Genomic DNA, 11,692 nt, shown 5'->3' with positions numbered 1-11,692 from the left:
GCGTGGGGCCGCTAGGATGACGTCATGGGTCATGGAGCCGTCACTCCCGCGCAGGACGCCGGCGAGCGCGTACGCCTGGACGCGGACAACGTCGCGAAGGTCGCCACCACGCTCCAGGCCCTGTCCACACCCTCCCGGCTGCTGATCCTGGCGCGGCTGCGCGAAGGCCCGCTGCCGGCCACGGAGTTGGCCGCCGAGGTGGGCATGGAGCAGTCGGCCTGCTCGCACCAGCTGCGGCTGCTGCGCAATCTGGGTCTGGTCGTGGGCGAGCGGCGGGGCCGTTCGGTGGTGTACGCGCTGCACGACCACCATGTCGCCGAGCTGCTCGACCAGGCCGTGTACCACGTGGAGCATCTGCGGCTGGGCATCAGCGACGCCGCCGGCTGAGGCGGCGCCGCTGACACGGTCTACGCGGTGGCGGTCGGCCGTCGCGAGGCCTCCGTCGCCTCACTCACGCGCGTGAGCGGACGCAGCCGGTAGGTGTACGCGTAGTCGCGGCCCGCGAGCAGCTTGAACTCGTCGTGCGTGTGCGCCCCCCAGCTGTTGTCGCCGCCCACGCCCATCTGGCGGTGGTTGAGCCGCAGGACCACCGCGTCCCGGGGGGTGAGCTGGTAGTCGTGGCGGGCGCCGACCGACAGGTCCTCGGGGGTGAAGTGCGAGGCGTTGACCTCCAGCAGCGGTTCACCGGACACGAGCAGTCCGCGCCCCCTGCCGTCGGTCAGCGCCGCCCATCGGACGTCGGTCTTGTTGCCGTTCTCCTGAGGGCGCAGATACGGGGTCCACTGCCCGGAGACGGTGCCGGAGTACAGGCCCACGTCGGTGGCGTTGTTGCGGTCCCACATGTTCTCCTCGGGGCCCCGGCCGTAGTAGTGCAGCCGGTCCAGGCGGCGGGGCAGGAACAGCAGGGTGCCGACCTCCGGGATGTACGGCAGGTTCGCCGCCCTCGGGTGCAGGGTGTTGTCGACCTTGATCTCGCCGTTGCCGAAGACCGTGTACGTCGTGCTGTACGTGGACTCGGTGCCGGTGGGCAGCGTGCCGGTGACAGTGATCTCGACCGCCCGGCCGTCCAGGGGCCGCACCCGTACGTCGGCCACCTTCCGCCTGGCTCCGGCGTCCCGCCACGTCTGGTTGCGGGTGTGGTGGCCGTTGCCCCGGTCGTTGTCGGTGGGCGCCCGCCAGAAGTTCGGGACGGGGCCGGAGGTGATGAGCGGGGTGCCGCCCGCCTCGTAGGAGGTGATGGTGCCGGTGCTCTTGTCGACGGTGACGGCGAAGCCCTTGCCCTTCACGGTGACGCTCTTGTCCCCGTCGGTGTGGCCGAGGGCGGGCACGGTACGCAGTGGCGCGGGTTTCACGGCCGGGCTGCCCGAGTCGAGTTGGAGCTGCCGCTTGGCCACCTCGAAGCCGGCCTTGGCCCACTTGGCGGCTTCCCTGGTGGTGAAGGAGAGCTGGAGGAAGTACTCCGTGCCGGGCTCGGGCTTCGCCGGGAGGCGCACCGGGACCTTGATGCCCTTGCTGCTCAGTGGGGCGACGTTCAGCTGGTCGCGGGTCAGCCGGCCGCGCTGGACGACCTTGCCGTCGGCGACGAGGGACCAACGGCCGTCGAACTCGCGGAGGTTGGTGAACAGGTACTCGTTGGTGAGCGTGACGGCGCCGGGGCCACCGGAGGCCGGGGTCGCGTCGACGGCCTGGTAGATCTGCTTGACCTCGGCGGACTTGCCGGTGAGGGTGCGGTCGGGCAGGACGATGCCGTCGCCGGCGAAGGCACCGTCGTTGGGGTTGTCGCCCCAGTCACCGCCGTACGCGTAGAACGTCTTGTCGCGCGGGCGCTTCTCGGTGAGGCCGGCGGTGGCCGCGTCGAACCAGAAGCGCACGCCCTCGTCGTCGGCCTTGCGGGTGTCCGAGGCCAGTTCAGCGGCGCTCAGGGCGCGGGCGTACACGCGGGCGCGGCGGATGGTGCCGCTGAACTCCCGGGTCGGGTTGTCGATGTCGGTGGCGAGCGACAGGGACGCGGTGTTGACGCCGGGGCGGCGGGTGGTGGTCCGGGTGCCGCGCACCTGGCCGTCGACGTACAGGGTGAGTGTGCCTGCGTCCGCGTCGAAGACACCGGCGATGTGGTGCTCCTTGCCGGTCCAGCCGTCGGGAAGGGCCCAGCTCGCGGTGACCCACTGGCCGCCGCCGTGGATGAAGAACTCCAGGTTCTTGTCGGTCTGCTTGAGCGCGTACTGGGTGTCGCCCTTGGCGATGACGGGCTGATGGCCACCGGTGATGTCCGGGGTGACCCAGGCCTCCAGGGTCAGTGATCCGGTGAGGTCGAGTCGGGTGTCGCGGGGGAAGACGGTGCCGCCCGAGACGCCCTTGGCGCGGTCGAAGGTGCCCGCGGGTGCCATGATCTCGCCGCGCAGGGCTCCCGGGCCGGACTCGGTCAGCAGTTTGCGGGCGGGGGTGGGCCAGCTCAGGGCCTGGTCGACGAAGTCCCAGATCCAACCGCCCTGGAGGACGTCGTAGCGGCGGACGATGTCCCAGTACTTCTTGAAGTTGCCGTTGGAGTTGCCCATGCCGTGGGAGTACTCGATCATCACGTACGGGCGGGTGTCGTTCGTGTCCTTGGCGCGCTGCTCGACCCGCTGCGGGCTGTCGTACATCTCGGAGCGGATGTCGCTGATGCCCGGGCGATCGTCGCCCTCGTACTGGATGACGCGGGTGGGGTCGTAGGAGCGGATCCAGTCGTACATGGCGTTGAAGGTGGTGCCGCCGCCGGCCTCGTTACCCAAGGACCAGATGACCACGGAGGCGTGGTTCTTGTCGCGGTGGACCATGTTCTGGGCGCGGACCACGCATGCCTCGGTCCACTCGGGGTGCCCGCTTCCCGGGAACTCGTCGCGGACGCCGTGGGTCTCCAGGTTGGTCTCGTCGACGAGGTACAGGCCGTACTCGTCGGCGAGTTCGAGCCAGAGCGGGCTGTTGGGGTAGTGCGAGGTGCGGACGCTGTTGATGTTGAGGCGCTTGATGATCCCGATGTCCTCGATCATCTGCGCGCGGGTGATCGCCGAGCCGGTGACGGGATGCATCTCGTGCCGGTTGACGCCGCGGAAGGAGACCGGCTTGCCGTTGATGCGCATCAGGCCGTCCTTCAGCGCGAACTCGCGGAAACCGACCCGGTGCGAGAGGGTCTCCACCACCTTGCCGGCGGGGTCGCGCAGACGGAGCACGGCGGTGTAGAGGTTCGGGTGCTCGGCCGACCACAGCTTCGGTGAGGGGACGGCTCTGGACGCCTCGACCGTCGCCTCGTCGCCGTCGGGGACGTCGGCGGAACGGTTCAGGGGCCGGGACCAGACCGCGTGGCCACGGGCGTCGTAGAGCTGGGTCTCGACGGTGTAGCGGCCCCCGCCCTCGCCGCCGTAGTCGCGCACGTGCGCGGTGACCTCGAGCTCGGCGGAGGTGTAGCCGTCGCCGAGCGGGGTGTCCAGCTTGAAGTCGCGCAGGTGCACGCTGGGCGTGGAGTACAGGTGGACCGAGCGGAAGATGCCGCTCAGCCGGATCATGTCCTGGTCCTCCAGCCACTCCGCGTCGGAGTAGCGGTACACCTCTACGGCGATGTGGTTGGTGCCCGGCTTGAGGTGGGGGGTGATGTCGTACTCGGCGGAGGTGTAGGAGTCCTCGTGGTAGCCCACCAGCTCGCCGTTGATCCACACGTAATGGGCGGACTTGACGCCCTCGAAGTGCAGGAAGGTGCGCCGGCCCCGCCAGTTGCGGGGCACGGTGAAGGTACGGCGGTACTGGCCGACGGGGTTGTAGCGGGTCGGGGCGGCCGGTGGCTGGGCCTCCTCGCCGCGGCCGTTGGGGCCCCACCAGGGGTAGGTGATGTTGACGTAGATCGGGAAGTCGTAGCCGTGCAGCTGCCAGGCCGAGGGGACGGGGATGGAGTCCCAGCCGGAGTCGTCGAGGTCGGTGCGGTGGAAGTCGGTGTCCCGGTCGTCGGGGCGGTCCACGTAGGCGAACTTCCAGGTGCCGTCGAGGCTCAGCCGGTACGGCGAGCGCTCGCGGTCGCCCTTCAGGGCCTGCCCGAGGTCCGCGTAGGGCATGAGGGTGGTGTGCGGTGGCTCGGTGCCCACCCGGTACACGCTCAGGCCGTCGTTCCACTCGGGAGGACCGTCCGCCGCCGGACGCCGCCCGGCCGCGTGTGCCGCGGCGGGCGACGCGGACAGGGCGAGCGCGCCGAGCACGGCGGCTCCTCCCTCCAGCAGTCGGCGGCGGCTGACGACCGGCCGGTCGGCGGGAGAAGGGTGTGAGTGGGGGTGCGGCATGACCGTGGCCTTCCTCGGTTCGACAGGGTGCTGCACGGACTGAGGGCATGTCAGACGGGAGCCCCAACCGCCCACCCACGATGGGTGTTTCTGTTGGGATCCGTGCAACTGACGGTGACGGAGCAACTGCTGAGCAGGCACACCCTAGGACTCGAACACAAACGAAGCAATGATCCCGTCGGACTTTGTGCGGTCCTGGTGGATCTCCGGGGTCGGGCGGCGTTCAGGACGCGAGGAACATCAGCAACTCGCCCGTCAGCCGGGCGGGCACGTCCAGCGGGACGAGATGACCGGCCTCCGGGACGGGCACCAGCCGGGCTCCCGGGATCAGGGCGGCGAGTTCCCGCCCCCTGGCGAACGGGATCCAGGTGTCCTCGGTGCCCCAGCACACCGTGACGGGCAGGTCGATCGTCGGGTAGAGCGGCTGGATCTCGTCGGTGTAGCGCTGGTCGGCCTGCGCGATCTGCCGGTAGAAGGCGGCCTGGCCCTCCTCCCCCGTCCAGGGCCCGACCAGGGCGTCGAGGGCGGCGGGACGCAGTCCGAGGTGGCTCGCGGAGGAGACGTACTCGCGCACCAGGGCCTCGTGCAGTGCCGCCGGGAGCTGCTCGAAGACCTGGCTGTGTTCCCCGACCAGCCGGAAGAAGGGGGAGCCCCAGGGCTTCAGCGCCACCGGGTCGATCAGCGCGAGCCGCCGGTAGCGGGCCCCGTGCAGCAGATGGGCGCGCAGGGCCACGCATCCCCCGAAGTCGTGCGCGACGACCGCCGGCTCCTGAAGTCCCCAGTGCGCCAGCAGCCCGGCGAAGATCCGGCCCTGGGCGCCCAGTGAGACGTCCTGTCCGGCGTGCATGCCGGAGGCGCCGTAGCCCGCCATGTCCCACACGTGCACGCGGTACCCGGCGGCGGCCAGGGCGGGCGCGACCTCGTGCCACACGTACGAGGAGAAGGGCGTCCCGTGCAGCAGCACCACCGGCCCTCCGCCGGGGTCGCCGAGCCGGTCCCAGCGCACGGTCCCCGACCCGGTGTCAAGGCTCTCCCGCAGCGTCCAGTCGTCCACGATGCCGCTCCCTCCCGCCACGAGCACCCACCCGCGGTTTTTTGTCATTTCGGCGCGACAGTGCCGCTCCTCCGACCGTAATGTGACCTCATCGGACAGCCAGAGCAACAGATCATGGCGGTACCTTTGCCGCGCCGGAAGGAGCGGCTCGCATGAACGGGTATGCGACCTCGGACCGCGACGCCGTCACGGCCGCGCCCGGCGGGTTGCTGGATCTGCTGAAGGTCGCGGCGGTGGTCCTGGACGCGGGCGGGCGCATCGCGTTGTGGAGCCCCGAGATCGAACACCTGCTCGGCTGGACCGCTGCGGAGGCGCTGCGGCAGCGCGCCGACACCCTCCTGATCTCCCCCGAGAACCGGCCCCGCGGCAGGGAGCTCTTCGCCCAGGTCAGCACAGGGGCCCGGTGGGCCGGTGTCTTCCCGCTGCGGCACAGCGACGGCACGGAACGCGCCGTGGAGTTCCGTACGATGCGCCTCCTCGACCCCGAGGGGCAGCCCCACCTGCTGGGACTCGCCACGGACGCGACGACCGTACGGCAGGTGGAGCGCGACCTCGCCCTCTCGCACAGCCTCGTCAACCAGACGCCGCTCGGCATCGCCGTCTTCGACAACGACCTGCGCTGGGTCGGGGTCAATCCCGCGCTGGAGCGGATCAACGGCATGCCCGAGGAAGCCGTGCTGGGGCGCCGCCTGGGTGAGGTGCTGCCGGGTCTGGACGTGGCGACCATCGAGACTCGGATGCGGCACGTCCTGGAGACCGGCAGACCCCTGCTCGACCAGCAGACCGTCGGCCGTACGGCTGCGGACGTCCAGGAGCGCGCCTACTCGGAGTCGTACCACCGCATCGAGGACACCGACGGCCGGGTGCTCGGGCTCGCGATGGCCGTGCTGGACGTCACCGAGCGCCAGCAGGCCGCGGCGGAGGTCGCGCAGGCGCGCCAGCACCTGTCGGTGATCGCCGACGCGGGTATGAAGATCGGCACCACGCTGGACCTCCAGCAGACCGCCCGGGAGCTGGCCGGTGTGGTCGTTCCGCACCTCGCGGACCTGGCCGCCGTGGACGTCCTGGAGTCGGTCGTGGCCAGCGGCACCATCACGCCCGTGTCGGGCGGCGCCCCGGCCGAGTTCCGGGCGCTGGCCGTCGCGGCCGGCTACCCCACCGACGCCATCCACGCCGCCGACCCGGTGGGCGAGCTGGCCACGTACGGCTCGTCGCGGGTCATCACACAGTGCGTACGCAGCGCCCGCCCGGTCCTGATCGAGCGCGTGGACGGCAAGATGCTGCGGCGTCTGGCCCGGGACTCACGGGCCGCCCTGGCCCTGCACGAGGCCGGTGCCCACTCCTACCTGGCGCTGCCCCTGGTGGCCCGGGGCAAGGTGCTCGGCACGCTCTCCCTGTACCGCACGGTCAACGAGCGCCCCTTCGACGACCGGGACCAGGTGCTCGCCTCCGAACTCGCCGCCCGGGCCGCGATCTGCATAGACAACGCCCGCCTCTACGGCCGCGAGCGCGGCACCGCCCTGACCCTGCAGCGCAGCCTGCTGCCGAGCACGCCCGCCGAGCGGGAGGGGCTGGACATCGCCGCCCGCTACCGCCCGGCCCTCAGTGAGGTCGGCGGCGACTGGTACGACGTCCTGCCGCTGGGCCCGCGGCGCACCGCGCTGGTCGTCGGGGACGTCATGGGCAAGGGCGTCCAGGCCGCTGCGATCATGGGGCAGCTGAGCACGGCGACGCGGGCGCTGGCCCGGCTGGACCTGCCGCCGGCCGAGCTGCTGCGCCACCTCGACGACATCGCCGGCTCGCTCGGCGACGCCATCGCCACGTGTGTGTACGCGGTGTGCGACCTGGAGCGCGGCACCTGCGAGCTGTCCAGCGCCGGGCATCTGCCGCCGGTGCTCGCCGGGACGGACGGGAGCGCGAAGCTCCTCGACGTGCCGAGCGGTGTGCCGCTCGGGGTCGGCGGCGTGGCGTTCGGCACGCTGGAGGTGGACCTCGCCCCGGGCTCCCTGCTCGCCCTCTACACGGACGGGCTGGTCGAGAACCGGGCGGAGCCGATCGACACCGGCCTCGACACGCTGACCCGCCTGCTCCGGAACACGGGGTCCAGCCTGCAGCGCGCGAGCGACAGTCTGCTCAGCGCACTGAGTCCCGAACCGGACGACGACGTGGCCCTGCTGCTGGTCCGCACACGGGCCTGACGCGACGGCTCAGGCGTCACCCCTGCGTGGGGTGCACAGGGCCCAGATGATGAACGCGGACATCGCGATCACGACCACGGACCAGACCGGGTAGGCCGGCAGGGAGAGGAAGTTGGCGATGATGACGAGTCCGGCGATGCCCACGCCGATGACGCGCGCCCAGCCCGACCCCTGGAACAGACCCATGCTGACGAGCACGGCGACCACACCCAGGGCGAGGTGGATCCAGCCCCAGCCGGTGAGGTCGAACGCGAAGACGTAGTTGGGGGTCGAGACGAAGACCTCGTCCTCGGCGATGGCCGCGATGCCGCGCATCACGGCGAGAATCCCGGTAATCATGAGCATGACGGCCGCGAAGACCATCATGCCGGTGGCCAGGCCGTGCTTCGCCGTCCGGTGCCCGTGCGTTGGGTGTGTGGCGGTCATGAGCTGCCTCGTTTCTGCTGCGTCCGGCGCGGTCAGCGACCGGAGGAGGTGGCGGACGGCGGGGGTGCCGACGAGCCGGAGCCGCTCAGGACCAGGTGCTTGGCCTTGCGGAACTCCTCGTTCGTGATGTCACCGCGGGCGCGGATCTCGGACAGCCTGGCGAGTTCGTCGACGCTGCTCGGCCGGTCGTCGCCGCCCCTGGCGGTCTGCCGTATGTAGCTGTCCATGGCCTCCTGCTGCTCGCGGGCGTGTGAGATCTCCCTGCGTCCCATGTTCTTGCCGCGGGCGATGACGTAGACGAACACCCCGAGGAAGGGCAGGACGATGCAGAACACCAGCCAGCCCGTCTTGGCCGCGCCGCTCAGTGAGTCGTCGCGGAAGATGTCGAAGACGATCCGGAAGAGCAGCACGAACCACATGATCCACAGGAAGAACCACAGCATCGCCCAGAAGGCGCTCAGCAGCGGAAAGTCGTACGCCAGGTAGGTCTGCGCACTCATGTCACCCCTCCGTCCCGGGCACCCGCCCGGCAGCCGTTGCGTGCCGCTGTCAGCCTGCTCGCGATCCGCACCGCGCCGCATCACCCGGAGCGGGTGATCGTGCGGCCGCCGCGGGGGAGGAACGGGGCGTTTCCCGGCCCGCCGGCTCAGGCGTTCCCGGTGGGCTGTGCGTAACGGCGGCGGACGATCCGAGCGGCGTGGCCCGCCGGGGCGAGCACGAGCCGCTCCTCCTCACCGGCGATCCTCCGGTCCTCCGGTCTGCCGGTTCGCCGGTTCGCCAGTTCGCCGGTCTGCCGGTCCTCCGGTACGCCCGGGTGGGAACGCCGCTGCCGAGCAGCGTCGCCTGCGCCACCTGCCGCCGGGTCACCCCTGGTGGGTGATCCGTCCCCGGCGCCACCGCGGTGAGGTGGTGAGGTGGTGACACCCCATGTCGGCGCAGGAGCACGAGAATCGAGATGAACGATCCAGCGATGGCCCGGGCCACGCCCGCCCGGCTCCGGCAGAAGCAGGACCAGGACCAGGAGCAGGACCAGGAGCGAGAGCGGCGTCGGCGACCGCACGGTCCGCGGCGACGCGCGAGGGCCGCGGTCCTCGCGCGTGCGGTGCTCATCGCGACCGGTCTCGTCACCGTCTACTACGTGCTGCCTCTGGACGGGCGGAGCACGACCGGCACCTCGGCACTGCTCGCCGGCGGCCTGCTGCTCTGCCTCGTGGTCTTCTGGTGGGAGGTCCGGGCCATCGCGTACTCGCCCTACCCGCGGCTGAAGGCCGTCGAGGCCCTGGCCGCCACACTGGTCCTCTTCCTCCTGCTCTTCGCGGGCACCTACTACCTCCTGGAGCACTCCGCCCCGGGTTCCTTCAGCGAACCGCTGACCAAGACCGACTCCCTGTACTTCACGCTCACCACGTTCACCACGGTCGGGTACGGGGACATCGCCGCCCGTTCCCAGACCGGACGCGTACTGACGATGGTGCAGATGGCGGGCGGACTGCTGCTGGTGGGCGTCGCCGCACGGATTCTCGCCGGTGCCGTACAGGCGGGCCTGCGCCGTCGGGGACGGGAGCCCTCGGACGACCTCACCCCGCGGCCGGAGGACTGAGCCATGACCGTACCGGGCCCCCTCACGACCTTCCTGTCGCCGGCCGAACGGGCGGCCGAGGGCCGGAACGTGCGACGGCACGTCCCCCGCTCGTCCCACGGCTACTTCGACGCGGGGCCGCAGCGCTTCGACCCGGTCGAAGTGGTGGAACGTCAGTCAGCCACCCGCATACCGGAGTTGGTGCCGATCCGCTACGCCCGGATGCTGGAGTCCCCATTCCGCTTCTACCGGGGCGCGGCGGCCATCATGGCGGCGGACCTCGGGGCCGTCGCGGACACCGGACTGCGGGTGCAGCTCTGCGGCGACGCCCATCTGCTGAACTTCCGGCTGCTGGCCTCGCCGGAACGCCATCTGGTGTTCGACGTCAACGACTTCGACGAGACCCTGGCCGGACCGTTCGAATGGGATGTCAAGCGGCTCGCGGCCAGTTTCGCCATCGCGGGCCGGGCCAACGGTTTCGAGGCCGAGGAGCAGAACCGGGTCGTGGAGACGTGCGTGCGGGCCTACCGGCAGCGGATGCGGGAGTTCGCGGGCATGCGCACCCTGGACATCTGGTACGCGCAGGACGACGCCGACCGGCTGCGGGAACTGATGGCCGCGTCGATGACCAAGGAGGCCAGGCGCCGTACCGACGAGGCGACGGCGAAGGCCAGGACCCGCACCCACCTCCAGGCCTTCGAGAAACTCACCCGGGTCACGGACGAAGGCCGGCGGATCGCCCCCGACCCGCCCTTGATCACTCCGCTGCGCGACCTGGTGGACGACTCCGCGCCGCACGGGCAGGAGAAGGAGCTGCGCGCCGTCCTGGAGGGATACGTGCGGACCCTGTCGTCCGAGCGCCGGCACCTGCTGCGTCGCTTCCGGCTGGTAGACATCGCCCGCAAGGTGGTGGGCGTCGGCAGCGTCGGCACCCGCTGCTGGATCGTGCTCCTGCTCGGCCGGGACGATGACGACCCGCTGCTGTTGCAGGCCAAGGAGGCTCAGGCGTCGGTGCTCGCCGACCACACCGACGGCATCCGCTACGACAACGAGGGACGCCGCGTGGTGGCGGGCCAGCGGCTGATCCAGACGACCAGCGACATCCTCCTCGGCTGGACGCACGCCACGGGCCTCGACGGACACGAACGGGACTTCTACGTACGTCAGCTGCGCGACTGGAAGGGCATCGCACGGCCGGACACAATGGACCCGGACCTGCTGCGGCTGTTCGCCGGTCTGTGCGGAGCGAGCCTGGCGAGGGCCCATGCCCGCTCGGGCGATCCCGTGGCCATCGGGGCGTACCTCGGCGGCGGGAACCGCTTCGATCGCGCGCTCACCGCGTTCGCGCGGTCCTACGCCGACCGTAACGAGCGGGACTTCGCCGCACTGGGCGCCGCCGTCCGGTCCGGCCGGGTTCACGCGGCGCCCCCGTGAGCCGGTCACTCCGGCAACTGGCGCATCTCCACGACCCTGAGCCCCAGCGACTGGAAACGGGCCAGCAGACCGTACAGGTGGGCCTCGTCCACGACCGGGCCGTACAGCAGCGTCTGCCCGGACACCACCACGTGGTCCAGTTCCGGGAAGGCCTTGGCCAGTGTCTCCGACATCTGTCCGGCGATGCGGATCTCGTAGCGCATGAGCTGCTCTCCCGCGGGCGGCCCGAGAGTGGGAGGCGCGCCCTTCCCCAGTGATGGTCCGCCTCGGCGGCCCGCGCGCCCTCACCCGGCACAGGTGAACCTCCGCGGGCGCCCCGCGGAGCTCGCGTACGTGCGTGCCGCAGCCGCGCCTCACCCGCCCCCCGTGAGGGGTAGGGCCGGCCGAGCGGCGCCCCGCGCGCGACGGGGACCGAGCCACGCCCCGCGCAAGGGGGGCAGGCCCAGCCGCGCGGTCACAGGATCCGCGCCTCGCGGGCGCGGCGGACCGCGTCGCCGCGCCGGCTCACCGCGAGCTTGCGGTAGATGCTCTTGAGGTGGGTCTTCACGGTGTTCACCGACACGTGGAGGTCGGTTGCGATCTCCTCCGTCGACCTCATCTCGGCCAGCCTGCGCAGCACGTCACGCTCACGCGCGCTCAGTTCGTCGACCACGAGCGGCCGCGGCTGTGCGGTGGGGACGGGGGGACCGTTCCCGGG

At 71.2% G+C, this 11,692-nt stretch carries 10 protein-coding genes; 4 read left to right on the top strand and 6 right to left on the bottom strand.

The features are described 5' to 3' along the window. Window positions 1-24 precede the first annotated feature (24 nt). The gene (locus C1J00_RS08000; protein WP_102908330.1) at window positions 25-387 is read left to right on the top strand and encodes an ArsR/SmtB family transcription factor; all 363 of its coding nucleotides are present in this window, start codon (window positions 25-27) and stop codon (window positions 385-387) included. 20 nt (window positions 388-407) lie between these two features. Here C1J00_RS08000 and C1J00_RS07995 read toward each other — a convergent pair whose 3' ends face one another. Continuing rightward, a complete protein-coding gene (locus tag C1J00_RS07995) occupies window positions 408-4,304 on the bottom strand; it encodes a glycoside hydrolase family 2 TIM barrel-domain containing protein (RefSeq protein ID WP_102908329.1) in 3,897 nt (1,298 codons plus the stop codon). A gap of 223 nt (window positions 4,305-4,527) precedes the next feature. Beyond that, window positions 4,528-5,358, bottom strand: coding sequence for an alpha/beta fold hydrolase (locus C1J00_RS07990; RefSeq protein WP_245936255.1), 831 nt, complete (start codon window positions 5,356-5,358; stop codon window positions 4,528-4,530). Between the two features lie 152 nt (window positions 5,359-5,510). Between C1J00_RS07990 and C1J00_RS07985 the strand changes: the two genes are divergently transcribed. Continuing rightward, window positions 5,511-7,556: a SpoIIE family protein phosphatase gene (locus C1J00_RS07985; protein ID WP_102908327.1), complete on the top strand. Its 2,046-nt coding sequence runs from the start codon at window positions 5,511-5,513 to the stop codon at window positions 7,554-7,556. Window positions 7,557-7,565: 9 nt separating this feature from the next. Here C1J00_RS07985 and C1J00_RS07980 read toward each other — a convergent pair whose 3' ends face one another. Further along, window positions 7,566-7,982, bottom strand: a complete 417-nt coding sequence (locus C1J00_RS07980; RefSeq protein WP_102908326.1) for a DUF7144 family membrane protein — start codon at window positions 7,980-7,982, stop codon at window positions 7,566-7,568. A gap of 32 nt (window positions 7,983-8,014) precedes the next feature. Continuing rightward, window positions 8,015-8,482, bottom strand: coding sequence for an SHOCT domain-containing protein (locus tag C1J00_RS07975; RefSeq protein ID WP_102908325.1), 468 nt, complete (start codon window positions 8,480-8,482; stop codon window positions 8,015-8,017). 455 nt (window positions 8,483-8,937) lie between these two features. Between C1J00_RS07975 and C1J00_RS07965 the strand changes: the two genes are divergently transcribed. Together C1J00_RS07965 and C1J00_RS07960 are read left to right on the top strand one after the other, a co-directional pair. Next, window positions 8,938-9,582, top strand: coding sequence for a potassium channel family protein (locus C1J00_RS07965; protein WP_342751688.1), 645 nt, complete (start codon window positions 8,938-8,940; stop codon window positions 9,580-9,582). A 3-nt stretch (window positions 9,583-9,585) separates the two neighbouring features. Next, entirely contained in the window at window positions 9,586-10,995 is a 1,410-nt protein-coding gene (locus C1J00_RS07960) for a DUF2252 domain-containing protein (RefSeq protein WP_102908322.1), read from the top strand. Between the two features lie 5 nt (window positions 10,996-11,000). Here the strand turns inward: C1J00_RS07960 and C1J00_RS07955 are convergent, their stop codons facing one another. Together C1J00_RS07955 and C1J00_RS07950 are read right to left on the bottom strand one after the other, a co-directional pair. Beyond that, the gene (locus C1J00_RS07955) at window positions 11,001-11,198 is read right to left on the bottom strand and encodes a DUF8691 family protein (RefSeq protein WP_102908321.1); all 198 of its coding nucleotides are present in this window, start codon (window positions 11,196-11,198) and stop codon (window positions 11,001-11,003) included. Between the two features lie 251 nt (window positions 11,199-11,449). After that, a partial coding sequence (locus C1J00_RS07950) for a response regulator transcription factor (protein ID WP_102908320.1) occupies window positions 11,450-11,692 on the bottom strand: 243 nt, incomplete at its 5' end.

The sequence above is a fragment of the Streptomyces cahuitamycinicus genome (assembly GCF_002891435.1).
Lineage (GTDB): Bacteria > Actinomycetota > Actinomycetes > Streptomycetales > Streptomycetaceae > Streptomyces > Streptomyces cahuitamycinicus.
This window is presented reverse-complemented; position numbering and strand designations above follow the sequence as displayed.